The sequence below is a fragment of the Streptomyces sp. NPDC103540 genome (assembly GCF_055584445.1).
Map to the genome: position 1 here is coordinate 251,013 of NZ_JBVJMA010000005.1, position 17,388 is coordinate 268,400.

17 protein-coding genes and 1 riboswitch are annotated in these 17,388 nt (G+C 72.1%); of the genes, 8 read left to right on the forward strand and 9 right to left on the reverse strand.

What is annotated here, in order from left to right; translation table 11 throughout:
* Positions 1-47 precede the first annotated feature (47 nt).
* The 6 genes from ACZ6ZI_RS14500 to ACZ6ZI_RS14525 all read left to right on the forward strand — a co-directional run bounded on the left by ACZ6ZI_RS14500 (position 48) and on the right by ACZ6ZI_RS14525 (position 4,209).
* Positions 48-560: an AMIN-like domain-containing (lipo)protein gene (locus ACZ6ZI_RS14500; RefSeq protein ID WP_363053397.1), complete on the forward strand. Its 513-nt coding sequence runs from the start codon at positions 48-50 to the stop codon at positions 558-560.
* Positions 561-708: 148 nt separating this feature from the next.
* A riboswitch (cobalamin riboswitch) is annotated at positions 709-903 on the forward strand.
* 29 nt (positions 904-932) lie between these two features.
* A complete protein-coding gene (locus ACZ6ZI_RS14505; RefSeq protein ID WP_469520010.1) occupies positions 933-1,640 on the forward strand; it encodes an energy-coupling factor ABC transporter permease in 708 nt (235 codons plus the stop codon).
* Entirely contained in the window at positions 1,637-2,005 is a 369-nt protein-coding gene (locus tag ACZ6ZI_RS14510) for an energy-coupling factor ABC transporter substrate-binding protein (protein ID WP_469520012.1), read from the forward strand. Before ACZ6ZI_RS14505 ends, ACZ6ZI_RS14510 begins: the two co-directional genes overlap by 4 nt.
* Positions 2,006-2,008: 3 nt before the next feature.
* Entirely contained in the window at positions 2,009-2,758 is a 750-nt protein-coding gene (gene cbiQ / locus ACZ6ZI_RS14515) for a cobalt ECF transporter T component CbiQ (RefSeq protein WP_469520014.1), read from the forward strand.
* A complete protein-coding gene (locus ACZ6ZI_RS14520; RefSeq protein WP_469520016.1) occupies positions 2,755-3,576 on the forward strand; it encodes an energy-coupling factor ABC transporter ATP-binding protein in 822 nt (273 codons plus the stop codon). The genes cbiQ and ACZ6ZI_RS14520 overlap by 4 nt, the downstream gene beginning before the upstream one ends.
* A 39-nt stretch (positions 3,577-3,615) precedes the next feature.
* Entirely contained in the window at positions 3,616-4,209 is a 594-nt protein-coding gene (locus ACZ6ZI_RS14525; protein WP_469520018.1) for a PadR family transcriptional regulator, read from the forward strand.
* Positions 4,210-4,254: 45 nt separating this feature from the next.
* Here the strand turns inward: ACZ6ZI_RS14525 and ACZ6ZI_RS14530 are convergent, their stop codons facing one another.
* Complete coding sequence (locus ACZ6ZI_RS14530; protein ID WP_363053391.1) at positions 4,255-4,467, reverse strand: EF-hand domain-containing protein; 213 nt, start codon at positions 4,465-4,467, stop codon at positions 4,255-4,257.
* Between the two features lie 254 nt (positions 4,468-4,721).
* On the opposite strand from ACZ6ZI_RS14530, the gene ACZ6ZI_RS14535 reads away from it, so the two are divergent.
* Positions 4,722-5,471: a tRNA-dependent cyclodipeptide synthase gene (locus ACZ6ZI_RS14535; RefSeq protein WP_469520020.1), complete on the forward strand. Its 750-nt coding sequence runs from the start codon at positions 4,722-4,724 to the stop codon at positions 5,469-5,471.
* A complete protein-coding gene (locus tag ACZ6ZI_RS14540; RefSeq protein ID WP_469520022.1) occupies positions 5,452-6,693 on the forward strand; it encodes a cytochrome P450 in 1,242 nt (413 codons plus the stop codon). The genes ACZ6ZI_RS14535 and ACZ6ZI_RS14540 overlap by 20 nt, the downstream gene beginning before the upstream one ends.
* A 119-nt stretch (positions 6,694-6,812) precedes the next feature.
* Here the strand turns inward: ACZ6ZI_RS14540 and ACZ6ZI_RS14545 are convergent, their stop codons facing one another.
* From ACZ6ZI_RS14545 to ACZ6ZI_RS14580, 8 genes are all read right to left on the reverse strand, one after another.
* Entirely contained in the window at positions 6,813-8,009 is a 1,197-nt protein-coding gene (locus ACZ6ZI_RS14545; protein WP_469520024.1) for a YncE family protein, read from the reverse strand.
* A complete protein-coding gene (locus ACZ6ZI_RS14550; protein WP_469520027.1) occupies positions 8,006-8,806 on the reverse strand; it encodes a polysaccharide deacetylase family protein in 801 nt (266 codons plus the stop codon). Before ACZ6ZI_RS14550 ends, ACZ6ZI_RS14545 begins: the two co-directional genes overlap by 4 nt.
* Positions 8,807-9,216: 410 nt before the next feature.
* Positions 9,217-9,831 (reverse strand): ATP-binding protein, encoded by a 615-nt coding sequence (locus ACZ6ZI_RS14555; protein ID WP_469520028.1) that lies wholly within the window; start codon positions 9,829-9,831, stop codon positions 9,217-9,219.
* Positions 9,832-9,971: 140 nt separating this feature from the next.
* Entirely contained in the window at positions 9,972-10,739 is a 768-nt protein-coding gene (locus ACZ6ZI_RS14560; RefSeq protein WP_469520029.1) for an enoyl-CoA hydratase/isomerase family protein, read from the reverse strand.
* A gap of 85 nt (positions 10,740-10,824) precedes the next feature.
* The gene (locus ACZ6ZI_RS14565; protein WP_469520032.1) at positions 10,825-12,051 is read right to left on the reverse strand and encodes a L,D-transpeptidase; all 1,227 of its coding nucleotides are present in this window, start codon (positions 12,049-12,051) and stop codon (positions 10,825-10,827) included.
* A gap of 172 nt (positions 12,052-12,223) precedes the next feature.
* Positions 12,224-12,955: a L,D-transpeptidase family protein gene (locus ACZ6ZI_RS14570; protein ID WP_469520035.1), complete on the reverse strand. Its 732-nt coding sequence runs from the start codon at positions 12,953-12,955 to the stop codon at positions 12,224-12,226.
* Positions 12,956-13,090: 135 nt separating this feature from the next.
* Complete coding sequence (locus tag ACZ6ZI_RS14575; protein WP_469520038.1) at positions 13,091-15,967, reverse strand: SpaA isopeptide-forming pilin-related protein; 2,877 nt, start codon at positions 15,965-15,967, stop codon at positions 13,091-13,093.
* 132 nt (positions 15,968-16,099) lie between these two features.
* Complete coding sequence (locus tag ACZ6ZI_RS14580; RefSeq protein WP_469520041.1) at positions 16,100-17,311, reverse strand: L,D-transpeptidase; 1,212 nt, start codon at positions 17,309-17,311, stop codon at positions 16,100-16,102.
* Between the last annotated feature and the right edge of the window lie 77 nt (positions 17,312-17,388).

Consider the following 17,388-nt stretch of genomic DNA (forward strand, 5'->3'; position numbering starts at 1 on the left):
TACCCGGGTGACAGCCATCCCCGTCTCAAGAGGAATCGGGGGACGCCATGCGCCACCTGCCCCGCTCGCGCCGTCGCAAGATCGTGGCCCTGGCCACGGGCGCACTGCTCACCGTCGGCATCGGTCTGGCCGCACCGGCATCCGCGGCCGCCGCCTCCACCCAGACCCCGCTCGTCGTCAACGCCCGTTGGGGCGGTCACTGCACGTTCGACCGGATCGTGGTCGACCTCCAGGGCTACGTCCCCGAGGTCACCGTCAGCCCCGTCTCGCAGCTCGTGTACGACGGGTCCGGCAAGCCCGTCCCGCTGGCGGGGAAGTACTTCCTGGAGATCCGCCTGCACCCGGCCGCCGCGCACAACGACGCCGGACAGAACGTCTACCAGGGTCCCCGGCTCCAGAAGATCTACCTCAGCAAGCTCAAGGGCCTCGCCCTGACCGGCGACTTCGAGGGGTACGTCACCCTCGGGGCCGCCTTCGACACCAAGCCGGCCTACGGCACCACCGTGCTGCACTCGCCGGAGCGGGTCGTGGTGGACATCGCGCACCCGAACACCTGCTGACACCGCGGCGCACCGTACGACGACACGGCGACCGGCGTCCCCCCGGGGGGGGCGCCGGTCGCCGTGCGTCGGGATCCCGCCCGCGCGCACCGCGGGAGCGCGGCCGGGGCTACCGTCCGGTCCGGCTTGTTACGGTACGCGCGGCCGACTAGGGTCGTCGGGCCTTGGTGTTCGGGAAGCCGGTGGGAAACCGGAGCGGCCCTCGCCACTGTGATCGGGAAGTCCGGCTCCACTCCTGCGGGAAGCCACTGGGTCCACGCGGGGAACCGCGCGGCCCCGGGAAGGCGGAGCCAGGGCATCAGTACCCGTCAGCCAGGAGACCGGCCGAGGCGCGTCGTCCATCCACGAGGTGCTGGAGAGGTCTCTCTACCCATGCATATAGCCGAGGGGTTCCTGCCCCCCTTGCACGCGGTCGCCTGGGGCGCCGCGTCCGCCCCGTTCGTCGTCCACGGCGTGCGCGCCCTCACCCGCGAGGTGAAGGCCAACCCGGAGAGCACGCTGTTGCTCGGGGCCTCCGGAGCGTTCACGTTCGTCCTGTCCGCCCTGAAGATCCCCTCGGTGACGGGCAGCTGCTCCCACCCGACGGGAACGGGGCTCGGGGCCATCCTCTTCCGACCGCCGATCATGGCGGTGCTCGGTACGATCACCCTGCTCTTCCAGGCGCTGCTGCTGGCCCACGGCGGCCTCACCACCCTGGGCGCCAACGTCTTCTCCATGGCCGTCGCCGGCCCCTGGGCGGGCTACGGCGTCTACCGGCTCCTGCGCAAGTACGGGGCCCCGCTCATGGTCGGCGTCTTCTTCGGCGCCTTCTTCGCGGACCTGGTCACCTACTGCGTGACCTCCGTCCAGCTCGCGCTGGCCTTCCCGGACCCGGCGAGCGGCTTCGTGGGCTCGCTGGAGAAGTTCGCCGGCATCTTCGCGCTCACCCAGATCCCGCTGGCCGTCAGCGAGGGGCTGCTGACCGTGCTCGTGATGCGCCTGCTGATGCAGTCCAGCAAGTCGGACCTGGTCCGGCTCGGCGTCGCCAAGCTCACCGGCCGGACCGCCGGACAGACCGACCTGGAGGCGACGGCCCGATGACCCGCAACGCGAAGATCAACACGCTGCTGCTGCTCCTGGTCGCGGCGCTGGCCGTGATCCCGCTCGCCTTCGGCATGGGCGACCACAAGGAGGAGCCGTTCGCCGGCGCCGACGCGCAGGCCGAGGCCGCCATCACCGAGCTGAAGCCGGACTACGAGCCGTGGTTCTCGCCGCTCTACGAACCCCCGTCGGGGGAGGTCGAGTCGGCGCTGTTCGCCCTCCAGGCGGCGCTCGGCGCGGGCGTCCTCGCCTACTACTTCGGGGTCCGCAAGGGGCGTCGCCAGGGAGCGGAGCAGGCACGGGCCGAGGCGCGGGCCGAGGCCGGGACGGCCTCCGGGGCCGGTGCGGCCGCCCGGGAGTCGTAGCCGGTGCTGCCGATCGACGTGGCGGCCCACAGCAGTCGCTGGCGGGGCCGCCACCCGTTGGAGAAGGCCCTGTTGGGGCTCGGGCTGACGGTCACCGCCGTCGCCCTGCCCCCCTGGCCGGGCGGACCGCTGGTGGGCGCCGCCACCCTGGCCGTGCTGCTCGGCCCGGCCGGGGTGGGCCGGCGGCAGCTGTGGCGGGCCTTCCGGGTCCCGTTGGGCTTCTGCGTGACCGGGGCCCTACCGCTGTTGGTGTCGGTGGGCGGCCCGGACGGGTTCCTCGCCCTGGCGCCCGACGGGCCCCGGCACGCGGGCGAGCTGCTGCTGCGCACGTCGGCGGCCTCGCTGGGGGTGCTGCTGTTCGCCTTCACCACCCCGGTGTCGGACGTGCTGCCGCGACTGGTGCGGGCGGGGGTGCCCGCACCGGTGGTGGACGTGGCCCTGGTCATGTACCGGATCGGTTTCCTGCTGCTCGACTCGATGGACCGGGTGCGCCGGGCCCAGGCCGCGCGGCTGGGGCACACCGGCCGGGCCGCGGTGTGGCGTTCGCTGGCCGGGCTCGCCGCCACCTCGTTCGTACGGGCCTTCGACCGCGCCGCCCGGCTCCAGGAGGGGCTGGCCGGGCGCGGCTACGACGGCGCGCTGCGGGTGCTCGTCCCCGAGGCGCGGCTGTCCCGGCGGTTCCTCGCGGCCACCGCCGCCCTGCTGACCGCCCTGGTCGCGGGGACCCTCGTACTGAAGGAGCTGTACCTGTGAGCCCGTTGGTGGAACTGGCCGGCGCGGGCTACGCGTACGACGACGGCCCCGCCGTCCTGTCCGACGTGGACTTCGCCATCGCCGAGGGCCGCGCCCTCGTCCTGCTCGGCCGCAACGGCAGCGGCAAGACCACGCTGATGCGGCTCCTCAGCGGCGGGCTGCGCCCGGGCTCGGGCGCGCTGCGGCTGGACGGGACCGCGGTGACGTACGACCGGGCCGGACTGACCCGGCTGCGCGGCGCGGTGCAGTTGGTGGTCCAAGACCCGGACGACCAGCTGTTCGCCGCCTCCGTCGAACAGGACGTCTCGTTCGGTCCGATGAACCTCGGCCTGTCCGTCCCGGAGGTCCGCTCGCGGGTGGACGCGGCGCTCGCCGCCCTGGACATCACAGCGCTGCGCGACCGTCCGACGCACCTGCTGTCGTACGGGCAGCGCAAGCGGGCGGCCATCGCGGGCGCGGTGGCGATGGCCCCGCGGGTGCTGATCCTCGACGAGCCGACGGCCGGCCTGGACCCGGACGGGCAGGAGCGCCTCCTGGACGTCCTCGCGGGGCTGCGCGGGGCCGGCACCACCGTCGTCATGGCCACGCACGACGTGGACCTCGCGGTCCGGTGGGCGGACGACGCCGCCGTGCTCACCCCGGACGGCATCCGCGTCGGCCCGGCGCCGGGGCTCCTGTCGGACCCGGAGCTGCTCGCCTCGGCGGGCCTGCGCCAGGCCTGGGCGCCGGCGGTGACGGCGCTGCTGCGCGCGCGGGGCCTGCTGGCCGCCGACGCCCCGGGCCCGCGCGTACCGGAGGCCCTGGCCGCCTGGCGGTGACCGTGGGGGCCGGCCGGGGGCGGAACCTAGGATGGCGGCATGTCGCTCCCGCACGCCATCCTCACCGCCCTGCTCGAGAAGCCCTCGTCGGGGTTGGAGCTGACCCGGCGGTTCGACCGGTCGATCGGGTACTTCTGGTCGGCGACGCACCAGCAGATCTACCGGGAGCTGGGACGGCTGGAGGAGGCGGGGCTGATCCGGGCCCTGCCCAGCGAGGTGCCCGTGCGCGGGCAGAAGAAGCAGTACGAGGTGCTGCCCGACGGCAGCGCGGAGCTGGCCCGCTGGGTGGACGAGAGCCAGGACCCCAAGCCCCAGCGGGACGCGCTGCTGCTGCGGATCCGCGCGGCGGCCGTGGTGGGGCCGCGGGGGCTGGGCGGCGAGCTGCGCCGCCACCTGGGGTTGCACCGGGAACAGTTGCGGACGTACGAGGCGATCGAGGCCAAGGACTTCCCGCCGGGTCGCGACGGGGACCAGGACCGGCTGCGCCGGCTCGTGCTGCGCGGCGGCATCGCCCTGGAGACCTTCTGGCTGAGCTGGCTGGAGGAGGCGCTCGCCGAGGTGGAGGACATGGAGGGCCCGGAGGCCGGCGCGCGGGACGCGCGGGGGGACGGGGACCCCTCGGTCGGGGCCTGACGCGGCCCCGCCCCCGGCGGGCGGGGGCGGAGGCGGGCGCGACGACTACTTGTTCAGGTCGGCCCAGAACTCGTCGAAGCTCAGCAGGCCGTCGTGGTTGACGTCCTTGGCGGCGACGATGGAGTCCGCGACCGCGGGCGTGACGAACGCGTCGCCCATCGCCTTCATGGCCTGGCTGTACTCGTCGGCCGTGATGAAGCCGTCGCCGTTGACGTCGAACCTGTCGAACGTCGCCCGTGCGCTCTCGATGTCCGCCACTGGGTCCACCCCTTCTCGGTGCTTGTTGACCGGCTCAGGGTAGCGGCACCCCGGGCCCGCCTCCCCCGCGGGTCCCGTTCGATCGGCAGAAAGAAATTGAATTACCGGTCCGTAACCCGGAGGCGATAATTCTGGCCAACAAATCGGCCTGCCACTTGTCACGCTCCGACATCGCGGCATAACGTAACGGCATTGCCGCCACACCAGGAGCGCAGGGCTCCCAGGGACAAGCGGCAACAAGGGCGATCACACAGGTGACGATCACAGCTGACGCATCATTCGAAGTTCTGCCCTTCACCCGCACCTGCCGCCATATCTGGGAAGACGGCGACCATGTGCTCATCGGAGTCAGTCCCGGCAACAGCTACTTCAGCTCCGAGCGCATCTCCAGTCTTGCCCGATGGGCCACGACCCGCTTCGCGCAGGTCGACTTCGTCTATGCTGACCTCCACGTCGACCGGATGTTCGCCGCCTTCGGCTACACCCGGGAACACGCGGAGAAGCGCGCGACGAAAGAGATCAAGGCGGTCCGGAGAAGGATCCTCAAAGGCGTCGAAGAATCAGGACCTTCGCATGCCGAGATACGCGTGAGGGCGCTTTCCGAGTTCCAGTCGAACCCCGTGTACCAACTCCTGCACCGCCGCGTGCTGCATTTCCTCGAGACCGACGACGTATTCCGCAAGGGCTGCGAGGAAATGGCCCTCCACTTTGTCGGATCGAAGTTGCCCGAGGGTGAATCCATCACGACGGACCAGTTGCAGGTCTGTTTCGATTACATGGCGGCGGAGCTGCCCTTCTTCGTGGACACCCCGAGCATTCTCGACGTGCCCTCCTCGGTGGCGGCCTACCACGTCAAGATGCCGATGACCGACGTCCTGTTCGCGCGGGGCGGCGGCCTGCGCGCGACCCGCAACCAGGCGTACGCCGTCGTGCGCCCCGAGGTGGCCGCCTCCCTCGTCCCCGCACCCACCGAAAGGACCGTCGATGAGCGTCGAGCAGCTTGAGGGCCGGGACGGCCGGGAGCCGGAGCCGCTCCTCGACTTCCCTCTCTCGCGGCGCGGTGACGTGCTGCCCGAGGAGTGCGCCTGGCTGCGCGAGAAGGCCCCGGTCGCCCGGGTCCGCACCCTCACCGGGGACCCGGCCTGGTTGGTGAGCAGCTACGCGTTGGCCAAGCAGGTGCTGGAGGACGAGCGGTTCAGCCTCAAGGACACCGCCAACGCGGGCGTGCCGCGGCAGTACGCGCTGACGATCCCGCCCGAGGTCGTCAACAACATGGGCAACATCAACAGCGCGGGCCTGCGCAGCGCGGTCATGAAGGCGCTCAACCCCCGTCAGCAGGGGCTCCAGGACCACCTGCGGGCCGCGGCGAACGAGCTCGTCGACGCCCTCGTCGCCGAGGGCGGCCCGGCCGACCTGCGCGCCGGTTTCGCGGACCCGTTCTCGGCGGCTCTGCACTGCCGGGTGCTGGGGGTGCCGTTCGAGGACTGGCGGCGGTTGATGTCGGGGCTGGACGTCGCGTTCATGACCGCCCGCGAGCCCTTCGCCGACTCGGCGCTCAACTGGTACAAGGACGTCGGCTGGTTCGCCGACCGGCTGAAGGACCAGCTCGCCCTGGCTCCCGAGGAGCGTACGGGGCTCCTCGGCCGCTTCGCCGAGCTGCGGGAGGCCGACCCGGAGTCGGCCCATCTGACGGACGAGATGTTCGCGACGGTCGCCGTGTCCCTCTTCGGGGCGGGCGCGGTCTCCACCTCCGCCTTCCTGGTCCTCGCGGTGCTGGCCCTGCTGCAACGGCCGGAGCTGATCGGCTACCTGCGCGCCCACCCCGAGCGGCTCGGCAAGGCCGTGGACGAGTTGCTGCGCTGGAACCTGTCCGTCGGCGACGGCCTGCCGCGCATCGCCATGGCGGACGTGCGGGTGGGGGACGTGCTGATCAAGGAGGGCGAGCTGGTGCTCGTCCTGCTGGAGGGCGCCAACTTCGACCCGGAGGCCTTCGAGAGGCCGGACGAGCTGGACCTGGAGCGCGAGAGCGCCAACAGCCACCTCGCCTTCGGCGCCGGCCGGCACTTCTGCCCGGCCTCCGCGCTGGGCCGGGCGCACGCCGAGATCGCGCTGGGGGTGCTGGTGGAGCGACTGCCCGAACTGCGCCTGGCGGTGCCGGCGGAGAACCTCGTCTGGCGGACGGGTTTCATCAAGCGGCTGCCCGAGCGGCTGCCCGTCGCCTGGTAGCGACGACCGCGGACCGGTGTCCCGGGAGCTGTGCGAGCTCCCGGGGCACTGTCGCGTCCGGGGCCGAACCGGGGGCGGGACCAGGACCGGGGCCCGGAACCGGCCCCGGCCCCGGCCGGCTAGCGGAAGATGCCGGTGTGGCCGAGCGAGTAGCGGCCGGGCTGCGGGTAGACGGCGAGGCCGTGGGGGCCGCCGCCCACCGGGACCTTCGCGAGCTGCTCGCCGGTGGTGGTGTCGATCGCGTAGACCTCGGAGTTGTACCGGCCCGAGAGCCACAGCACCTTGCCGTCGGCCGAGACCCCGCCCATGTCGGGGCTGCCGCCGTCGGGCAGTTCCCACTTCTTCGTCAGCCGGTTCTGCTTGAAGTCGAAGACGGAGACGCTGCCCTCGCCCCGGTTGGAGACGTACATCTCCTTCGAGTCACGGCTCACGTACAGCCCGTGACACCCCTTGCCGGTGGGCAGCAGTTTGGGGGTGTCGAACTTGTCCCCGCTGAGCACCCACATGCCGTGCGCCATCATGTCCGCGACGTAGAAGGTCTTTCCGTCCGGGGAGATCTTCACGTCCTGCGGCATGGCCCCCTCGAAGGGGAGTTTCTGCTGGCCGACGACCTCCATCTTCTCGGTGTCGACCTTCAGCAGTTCACCGGAGAACTCGCAGCTCACGATGAAGTAGCGGCCGTCCGCGGAGAAGTCGGCGTGATTGACGCCGAAACAGGTCACCGGGACGGTTTTCACGCGGTTCATCGTGTGCGGATCGCGGAAGACGAGTTCCCGGTCCATGGAGGCCATCACGACCGCGTACTTCCCGTTCGGGGTGAAGTACAGGTTGTACGGGTCGTGCACCTCGACGGGCTCGCCCGCCTCGCCCGTGGCGGGGTTGATGGGGGTGAGCGTATGGCCGCGGTTGTTGTTGACCCACAGGGTCTTCATGTCCCAGGACGGCACCACGTGCTGGGGCTGGACGCCGACCGGAATGGTGTCGATGACCTTGTACGTGGCCGGGTCGATGACGGACACCGTGTTGGAGTTGGTGTTCGGCACGTAGACGCGGGAGGGGAAGTCCTTCACCACGGGCGAGAGCAGGTTGGGCCGGTCGGCGGCGTACACGTCGTTCGGGTCGAGGAGCGGCGGCATGCCCGCCAGCCCGGGCGGGGCGGCCGGGACGGCCGGCGCGACCTTGGCCGGGCGGGCCGGGCCCTTGGAGCCCTGCGCCTCGGGCGCGTCCTTCCCACCGGATCCGCAGCCCGCCAGGGCGGCGAGGACCAGTCCGGCGGCGAGCACGGTGGCCCGGTGGGGCAGGCGGTTGTTGGTCATGGGGTCAGCAGCTCCGTGGTGGTCACCGCGCGCAGCTTGCGGCGCGCGAGTTCTTCGAGGAGGGGCGGCATCGCGTCGACCGTGTCCGCGTAGCCGAAGTGCAGGCTCACCACCGATCCGCCCTGGATCGTCCCGGTGACGGTGCGGATGACGGCCGCGGCGCCGGGTGAGGTGAAGTCGAGGGAGTCCACGTCGTAGGAGAGGACGTGGGGGTAGCCCGCCTGCTGGGCGAGGGTGCGCACGAGCGGGGAGGCGTACCGGGTCTGGGACGGTCGGAACCAGGTGCCGATGGAGCCGGTGAGCCGCTTGAGGCGCCCGGCGCAGGCGGTGATCTCGGCCCGGGCCTCCTCCTCGGACAGGGAGTTGATCGCGACGTGGTTCTGGGTGTGGTTGCCGAGTTCGTGCCCGCCGTCGAGGACGCGGCGGGCCATGTCGGGGTGGGCGTCGAGCCAGGCGCCGATGGCCAGTACGGTGACCCGCGCGCCCGCCCGTTCGGCCTCGGCGAGGACGGAGCGGGCGATGGCGGGGTCGCCGTTGCCGTGGAAGGTGAGGGAGACGGCGGGGCGGTCGCGGGGGCCGTGGCCGATCTCGACGGGTTGTCCCGCGAACCGGCGGGGCGCGGGGGCGGGGCCCGCCGGGGCGCCCGGGGGGCGGCCCGCCCGGGGCGAGGAGGCGGGGGTCGCGGTGGCGGCGGGCGGTCCGGCGACGGTGCGTCCGGTGGCGCAGGCGCCGCTGAGGCCGACCAGGGCCGCGGCGCCCGCGCGCAGGGCCGCGCGGCGGCCGGATGGGGAGAGCACCTGCCCATTTAAGGGGTGGATGGAGGAGAAGGTAATGATTGACCCAATTTGGGACCTTAGACGCCCCGGGGTCGATCGGGGCTTCGTTCACCCTGTGATCAACGATTTACGCAGAGCGTTCGATACTTATTCATCGAAAGCGAGGTGAGTGGCCCACCTCACCTAGGATTTAGGTAGAAACTCTTAGGATATGCACACTTATGTCCGAGTCGGGACTTTTGGCGTTTGGGCCCTCGTCTGCCATAGTCGGAAGCACGGCTTCCCTTTGACCCGAGCGAAGTCACCGATGCCGAGGATCACACCCCCTTCGATCCTCGGCACACCCATGAAGCCCCCACGACGCCCCACCACGGCGAGCCGGGGGCTTCGGGCGTTTCCGGGGGCGCGGCGCCGGCCGGCCGAGCCGGGGATCAGCGGTCCGCCACCCGCATCTCGAACCAGGTGATCTTGCCGCGCGGCAAGAGGTCCGCCCCCCACCGGTCGGAGAGCTTGTCGACGAGGAAGAGCCCCCGCCCCGTGGTGTCCATCTCGTGCACCGGCATCAGGCAGGGCAGTCCGCGCGAGGGGTCGCGCACCTCGACCCTGATCCAGCCGCGCCTGCGCACCATCCGCAACCCGAACGACCGGGCCCCGGTGTGGCGCACCGCGTTGCCGACGAGTTCCGAGACCAACAGGACCGCGTGCTCGGAGATCTGCGGGGACAGCCCCCAGAAGCGGATCACCACGCTCTGCGTCAACCGGCGGGCCGTGCTCGCGGATTCCGGCATGGAGGGCAACGTCACCTCCGACTCGGCCGGGTTCCCGTACAAGTCCAGCGCCTTGAGGCCCTGTTCTTCCTCGAACGCCGCCGTGAGCCGTACGGCAGAAGCAGAAGCACTGCTGCGCTGCCGCGGCTGTTCCACACCCTCCAGGCCCGCCATGCACCCATCATGGACGGCCGACGCCTCCGCCCGGGCCGTTCCGCGGGAAAACGCCCCTCGGGAGCATCGATCCCGAGGGGCGGTCGCGGCATATGCGCAAGGCAATCGGATACCTACGGGACCACCTTGACCTGCGGTGACCCTCCGATCGGCGGCGATCACCCAGAGTGGATCACCGGTTCCCCTTAAGGCTCCCTTAAGGCCTGGCTAATCCACCCTCAGGAAGGAGGCGCCCCGAACCGGTCTCAGACGAACTTCGCCTTGCCCGGGCCCTCTTCGACGAAGCTGCGCATCCCGCGCTCGCGGTCCTCCGTGGCGAACAGGCCCGCGAACCAGTTGCGTTCGATGGTCAGGCCGGTGTCGATGTCCGCCTCCAGCCCCGCGTCCACGCACTCCTTGGCGGCGCGCAGCGCCATCGCGGGGCCCTGCGCGAGCTTGGTCGCCCACGCGTGCGCCTGCGCGTGGACCTCGTCGGCGGGCACGACCCGGTCCACCAGGCCGAGGGAGAGGGCCTCGTCGGCCTTGACCATGCGGCCGGTGAAGATGAGGTCCTTGGCCCGGGAGGGGCCGATCAGCCGGGACAGCCGCTGGGTGCCGCCGGCCCCCGGGATCAGGCCGAGCAGGATCTCGGGCTGGCCGAGCTTCGCGTTGTCGGCGGCGATGCGGTAGTCGGCGCACAGGGCCAGCTCGCAGCCGCCGCCGAGGGCGTATCCGGTGATGGCGGCGACGACCGGCTTGGGGATCCGGGCGACCGCGGTGAAGGCGTCCTGGAGGGCGCGGGACCGGGCGACCATGGCCGCGTGGTCCATGTTCTGCATCTCCTTGATGTCCGCGCCGGCCGCGAACACCTTCTCGCCGCCCCAGAGGATCACGGCGCGCACGTCGTCGCGGTCCGTCGCCTCCACCGCCAGCTCGCGCAGCCGGTCCTGGGTGGCGATGTCCAGGGCGTTCATGGGGGGCCGGTCCAGCCGCAGGGTGCCGACGCCTTCGGAGACTTCGAGAGAGAGGGTCATGCGGCCAGGTTAGCGGCGGTTAACGCGAAGTGGCCCGGTGCTGTGGGTCACAGCACCGGGCCACCGGGTCACGCGGAGCGCGGGACTACTTGATCCACTCCGCCCAGTCCATGTTCCAGCCGTTGAGCCCGTTGTCCGGGGCGATGTTCTTGTCCTTGGAGTTCTTCACGACGATCACGTCGCCGATCAGGGACTCGTTGAAGAACCAGGCCGCCGGGGTGTTGGGGTCGCCGGCGCCCCGCTTGTCCTGGAGGCCGACGCAGCCGTGGCTGACGTTCTCCGAACCGAAGGTGCTCGACGAGGCCCAGTAGTTGCCGTGGACGAAGGTGCCGGAGGTCGACAGTCGCATCGCGTGCGGGACGTCGGAGATGTCGTACTCGCCGCCGAAGCCGACGGTGGCGCCGTTCATCCGGGTCACCTTGTACTTCTCGCTGATGACCATCTGCCCGTTGTAGGTGGTCGTGGAGGGCGCCCCGGCGGTGATCGGGACGTCCTTGAGGACCTGGCCGTCACGGACGACCTGCATGGTGTGGGCACTCGCGTCGACGGTGGTGACCTGCGAGCGGCCGACGGTGAAGGTGACCGTACGGGTCTGCTTGCCGTAGACGCCCGGCCGTCCCTCGACCCCGTCGAGGGCGAGCTTCACGGTGACCTTGGTGCCGGCGGCCCAGTACTTCTCGGGGCGGAAGTCGAGTCGGTCGTTGCCGAACCAGTGGCCCTCGACCTGCACGGCCGGCTCGGCCGTCACGGTGATGGCCTTCTCGACGGCCTCGGGGTTGGTGATGCCGCGGCTGAAGTTGATGGAGACCGGCATGCCCACGCCGACGGTCGCGCCGTCCTCGGGCGTGTAGTGGCCCACGAAGGTGTTCTGGGGGGTCAGGGTGGTGAAGGTGGAGTCCTTGGCGGACTCCCGGCCGGCCTCGTCCTTGGCGACGGCGTGCACCTTGTACTCGGTGGCGGCGGCCAGGTGGCGGGCGGGCTCCCAACTCAGCCCGTCGGCGGCGAGCTTGCCCTCGACGGCGTTGCCCTTGGTGTCGGCGACCGTCACCGTGGTCAGCTTCCCGCCGGTGCTGGTTATCTTCAGGACGCCGCTCGTGGCGACCTCCTTCGACCCGTCGTCGGGCTTGACGCTCACGACGGCCTTGGAGGCCTCGTTGCCCGTCTTGCCGGCGGCGGCCCCCTTGTCGCTCCCGCCCTTGCCGCCCGCGGTCTCGCCACCGCCGCTGCACGCGCTGGTGAACAGCAGGGCCGCCCCCAGCAGGAGGGCCGGCAGGCCGGTGCGGACGCGGCCGCGAATCGGCTGCAGGTTCACTCGTGTTCTCCCCATGTCCCCCGCGCGCGGACAGTCGCGCGCATGTCGACAGGAAATCACACGGGCAGATTACGAATAGGCACAGTCTTGTCACCGTTCCGTCCCAAGCGCCGGCGTGCCCCCGCCGGGCCCCGCCCGGTCCCGGGCCGCGGCCGGGGGCGCGGGGCGGGCCTCAGTCCTCCGTGCCCGGCTTGACCCCCCAGACGTAGACGGCGTCGCCCTCCCCCAGCAGGTTCCACAGCCGTTCGGCGTCCGGCACGGAGAGGTTGACGCAGCCCGCCGAACCGCCGTCCTCGAAGAGCGAACCGGGACGGCCGTGCAGGGCCTGACCCCGGTCGAAGAACTGGGAGTACGGCATCGGGGCGTCGTCGTAGAGGGTGGAGACGTGGTCCTTGCTCCGCCAGTAGATCTCGTGCCAGCCGGGCCGGGTCTCCTGCTCGTCGCGGCCCGTACGGATCGGCACGGGCGCGAGGACGACGCGGCGGCCCCGCTGCACCCACAGCAACTGCCGGTCCAGGTCGACGCAGGTCACCCGGTGGTCGCGGACCGGACAGTGACCGGCGGCGTTGGGATCGGCGCGGGCGGCGACGGCGGTCATGGTGCGGAAGGTGGCGAGGGCCGGGCGGCCGTCGGCGGGGGTGACGCCGTGCGCCCGCTGGAAGCTCCGGATGGCCGCGCAGTCGGCGGCGGACTGCCGCCCGTCGACCGGGAGACCGAGGTGGGTCTCCAGTTCCCGCTGGTACGGGCCGGTCCCGGCGGTGCAGGCCGTCTCGGGCTCCGGGGCCGCCGCGTGGGACCGGGGCGCCGGGCCCGCCAGGGCGAGCAGGCCGGCGAGGGCGAGCGCCGCGGTCACCGCGGTCGCCGCCCGTCCCCGGGTCCGGTGTGCGGTGCGACGTACGGCCATGGCGCGCCTCCTCGGGCCCGCCGGCCGGGCCCTCCCGGCCCAGCCAACCCGGGCCCGCCGGCGGCGGCTCCCGCAGGTGCGCCGGTGGGGTGAGGGCGTCACTCCACCGGCGCACCGGGACGGGGGCGGGGTCGGTCAGGCGCCGCCGCGGCCGTCCTTGCCGTGCTCCTTGCCCGGCTTGCCGGGCTTACCGGGCTTACCGGGCTTACCGGGCTTACCGGGCTTGCCCGGCTTGCCGTGTCCGTCGCGCTCGTTGTCGAGGGTCACGATCAGCACCCTGCCCGGGGTCGAGGCGTCCAGCCTCAGCGGCCCGGTGACCCGGTCGGCCGGCAGCACGTAACCCTCGGGGACGTCCGTCTCCAGGAGGTAGTAGGAACCGTCGGAGAGCCCGTCGAAGTCACAGACGCCGATCCGGTCGGTGGCGCAGCCCTCGCCGATCTTCGTGTCGGCGTTGATGCCCCGGGTCTGGAGCCCGGCCGTGCGGTTGGTCTCCTTCCAGAGCTCGAAGACGGCGCCGCGCAGCGGGCGGTGGGTCTTGGCGTCCTTCTTCAGCAGGTGGATGGAGCCGTGCGGGTCCTCGTCCCGCTTGCGGTTGGAGACGTTGAGGACGATGCCGGTCGCGACGTCCCCCTCGTCCAGGGTGAAGGGGACCACCGGGTCGGCGGGGAGGTCGTAGCCGGCGGGCGCGGTGGTCTCGCGCCAGTAGTACGACTCCCCCGTGGGCAGTTCCACGGTGCAGGTGCCGCGGGCGTCGGTGACGCAGCCTCCGGGAAGCCGCTCGTCGGCGCCGGGGCCGGCGATCTGGAGGCCCGGTACGTCGTTGGACTCGCGCCACAGCTCGAACACGGCCCCCGCGAGGGCGGCTCCCGTGTCCCGGTCGCTCTTGCGGAGCACGACGCGGGCGCCGGGGGTCGGGGTGGCGGTGTTGACGGCCCGGACCTGGACGCCGGCGGAGGCGTTCTCGGGGGTCAGCGTCAGGGGGAAGACCGGGTTCGCGGGCAGGTCGTACCCGGGCGGGGCGGCCGTCTCGCGCCAGTAGTAGGTGTCCGGTTCGGTCCCGGTGCGCTCGCACCGGCCGTTCGCCGGGGTGGTGCAGTCGGAGACCTTGGTGTCCGGGGTGGTCCCCGTGGTCTGGAGGCCCGGGACGTCGTTCGTCTCGCGCCACAGCTCGAAGACGGCGCCGGCCAGCGCGTTGCCCTCGCCGTCCACCTTCAGGACGGAGACGGTGCCCGTCACCGGGGTCCGCGTGTTGACCGCGCGGACCGTGGGGGTGCGGCCCTCGGTGGCGTCCTGCGTGGTCAGCGTGACCGGGAAGACCGGGTTGGCCGGCAGGTCGTGGCCGCTCGGGGCGGCCGTCTCGCGCCAGTAGTAGGCCGCCGGGACGAGGTCCGCCCGCTCGCACCGGCCGTTCGCCGGGGTGGTGCAGTCGGAGACCTTGGTGTCCGGGGTGGTCCCCGTGGTCTGGAGGCCCTCCTGACCGTTGGTCTCCCGCCACAGCTCGAAGACCGCGCCGGCCAGCGCGTTGCCCTCGCCGTCCACCTTGGTCACCGCGACGGCGCCGGTGGGGGTCGGGGTGGAGGTGTTGACCGCGCGGACGCGGACAGTGCGGTCGGCCGCGATGTCCTCGGCCGTCAGCGTGAGCGGGAAGACCGGGTTCGCGGGGAGGTCGTACCCGGGCGGGGCCGCCGTCTCGCGCCAGTAGTAGGCGCCCGGCGCGACGTCCTCCCGCACGCACTCGCCGGCGGCGGGGGTGGTGCAGTCGGAGACCTTGGTGTCGGGAGTGGTCCCCGTGGTCTGGAGGCCCTCCTGACCGTTGGTCTCCCGCCACAGCTCGAAGACCGCGCCGGCCAGCGCGTTGCCCTGGCCGTCCACCTTCGTCACGGCGACGGTGCCCGTGGCGGGCGGGGTGGTGCCGCAGTCGGGGAGGTCGCCGTTGAAGGGGTAGGCGTGGAACTCCTGGCCGCCGCCCCCGATGGTCTCGCTGCCGTGGGTGACGGAGCCGGTGGTGAAGAAGCGGCCGTTGACGCCCGGGAGGGTGACCAGGGTCTCGGAGGCGTTGTCGCCGATCAGGAAGCTGCCCTGGAACTGGCCGCTGCCGAGCAGGTTGACCGTCGAGGCGTCCGGGAAGTTCCACAGCAGCCGCTCGCGGTAGGCGTTGAGCGGGTCGCTGCCCACGCCGGGCGGGTCGACGAGGGTGCCGCTGTAGGTGTTGAGGGTGCGGGTGCCGGTGCCCTGCACGTTGACCAGGATGGTCGCCCCGGCCGGGATCCCCGCGAAACGGATGCCCTGCGCGCCGCCGTTGGCGCTGGTCAGGTTCATGTCCGCGGGCACGTTGAAGACCTGGATCGGGGAGCTGCCGTCGCCGGTGAAGACGGTCTCGAAGCCGCTGTTGACGACGGTCCCGGTCGGCGGGCGGGCGGCGCCGTCGACCTTGGCGTAGCACTGGCTGGCGGCGGTGAGCCGCTCGCGCAGGCCCGCGTAGGGGGCGACCGCGTTGGCGTCCTGTTCGAGCGTGCCGGTCACGGTGCCGGTGACGGTCCCCGCGTGGCGGACGACGCCGGTGTCGGCGATCAGGGTCTCGCCCTCGGCGACGCGCACGCTGCCGCCGGTGGTGAGGAAGTCGGCGCCGGCGGGCGGGGGGACCAGGGAGCCGGCGCCGACGACGCCGACGTTGTAGCGGGCGTCGGCGCCGGCCACCTTGTCCTGGTCGAAGCCGCCGAGGACGACCGAGCGGCCCTCCGCCTCGGAGGCGCGGCCCCGGACGCGGAACTCGGAGCCGACGAAGATGTTGATCGCCTTGTCCCGGCCCTTGACGCTGCCGTCGCTGCCGATCGGCGGGAAGGGGCTCGGGCAGTCGCCCGGGTCGCACGGACCGAGCCCGCCGGGCAGCGGGGCCCGTAGGGTGCGGGCCGTCGGGGGTTGGGCCCCGGGGACCGCGGCCAGGGCCGCCGGGGCGGCCGTGGCCAGGGCGGCCACGATCGCGACCACCGGGGTCCATTTCCTTGCTGACATGACGCTCCGTCCGTTTCCGCGCTGATGGCCCTGACAGGCTGCGGGGCGGGTACGGCGCGGCGGACGGACGACACTCTTCCGCTACGGCATTCCGGTACGACGATCACTCGGATGCGCGACCGGACGGGTGAATCAGGTGATCGAGGAGCCCGCGACCCAGTCGGCCCAGGACATGTTCCAGCCGCCCAGTCCGTTGTTGGCGGCGACCACCTTGTCCTGCGAGTTCACGACCTCCACCACGTCGCCGATCAGCGTGCGGTCGAAGAACCAGCCGGCGGGGGTGTCCGAGCCGCCGCCCTTGTCGTCGCGCAGGCCCACGCAGCCGTGGCTGGTGTTGGTGGTGCCGAAGGTGTCGGGGCTGGCCCAGTAGTTCCCGTGCAGGAAGGTCCCGGAGGCGGTCAGGCGCATCGCGTGCGGAACGTCCGGGATGTCGTACTCGCCCTTGCCGTCCTCGCCGGTGAAGCCGACGGTGGCCCCGTTCATCCGGGTCACGTCGAACATCTCCATCACCACCATCTTCCCGTTGTAGGTGGTGTTCTCGGGCGCGCCGGCGCTGATCGGGATCGTGGACAGCAGGCGGCCCTCGCGCCGGACCTCCATGGTGTGCGCCTCCGCGTCCACCGTGGAGACCTGGGAGCGGCCGACGGTGAAGCGGATCGTCTTGTCCTGGACGCCGTAGGAGCCGGGCGCCCCCTCGATGTCGCGCAGGTTCATCCTCACGGTGACCTCGGTGCCGGCCTTCCAGTACTCCTTGGGCCGGAAGTCGAGGCGCTCGTCGCCGAACCAGTGGCCGACGACCTCCACCGGCGGGTCGGAGGTGACGGTGATGGCCCGTTCCACGTCGGCGCGCTGCTTGATCCCCCGGCTGAACTTGAACGACACGATCATGCCGGTGCCGACGGTGGAGCGGTTCTCGGGCTTGAAGTAGCCGATGAACCGCTCCTCGGGGACGTAGGTGGTGAAGGTGGTGTGCCGGGCCTGGCGCCGGTTGTGCCCGTCGACGGCGACCGCGTCGACGGTGTACTTGGCGGCGAGCGCGAGCCGGCCTGCGGAGGGGTCGGGGCTCCAGCTGAGCCCGTCGGCGGCGATCGAGCCCGCGACCCGCTCCTCCTGGGCGTCCTCCACCTTCGTCACGACGACCCGCTCCAGACGGCCCTCGGGCACGTACACCCGCAGCGGGCCCTCCGCCGGGACCCCCTTGGCGTTGTCCTCGGGGGTGACCCGGATGGCCTCGTCCGGCGAGCGGGGTTTGCCGGGCAGCGCGATCTCCACCGGGGAGCCGCCGTCCTTGGTGCAGCCGGTCAGGCCCGCCCACAGGCCCGCCCACACCGCCACGGCGGCCAAGCCCGCCCCTGCCCGCCTCGTCAGAAGAGTCACGCACCGTCCAACGACCGGGCCCCTCCGGGGGAAACGTGACGGCC

Excerpts from the sequence above, each read along its gene's own strand:
- ACZ6ZI_RS14500 (WP_363053397.1), top strand. The coding sequence starts at position 48 with ATGCGCCACCTGCCCCGCTCGCGCCGTCGCAAGATCGTGGCCCTGGCC.
- ACZ6ZI_RS14505 (WP_469520010.1), top strand. The coding sequence starts at position 933 with ATGCATATAGCCGAGGGGTTCCTGCCCCCCTTGCACGCGGTCGCCTGG.
- ACZ6ZI_RS14510 (WP_469520012.1), top strand. The coding sequence starts at position 1,637 with ATGACCCGCAACGCGAAGATCAACACGCTGCTGCTGCTCCTGGTCGCG.
- ACZ6ZI_RS14525 (WP_469520018.1), top strand. The coding sequence starts at position 3,616 with ATGTCGCTCCCGCACGCCATCCTCACCGCCCTGCTCGAGAAGCCCTCG.
- ACZ6ZI_RS14540 (WP_469520022.1), top strand. The coding sequence starts at position 5,452 with ATGAGCGTCGAGCAGCTTGAGGGCCGGGACGGCCGGGAGCCGGAGCCG.
- ACZ6ZI_RS14545 (WP_469520024.1), bottom strand. The coding sequence starts at position 8,009 with ATGACCAACAACCGCCTGCCCCACCGGGCCACCGTGCTCGCCGCCGGA.
- ACZ6ZI_RS14560 (WP_469520029.1), bottom strand. The coding sequence starts at position 10,739 with ATGACCCTCTCTCTCGAAGTCTCCGAAGGCGTCGGCACCCTGCGGCTG.
- ACZ6ZI_RS14570 (WP_469520035.1), bottom strand. The coding sequence starts at position 12,955 with ATGGCCGTACGTCGCACCGCACACCGGACCCGGGGACGGGCGGCGACC.
- ACZ6ZI_RS14575 (WP_469520038.1), bottom strand. The coding sequence starts at position 15,967 with ATGTCAGCAAGGAAATGGACCCCGGTGGTCGCGATCGTGGCCGCCCTG.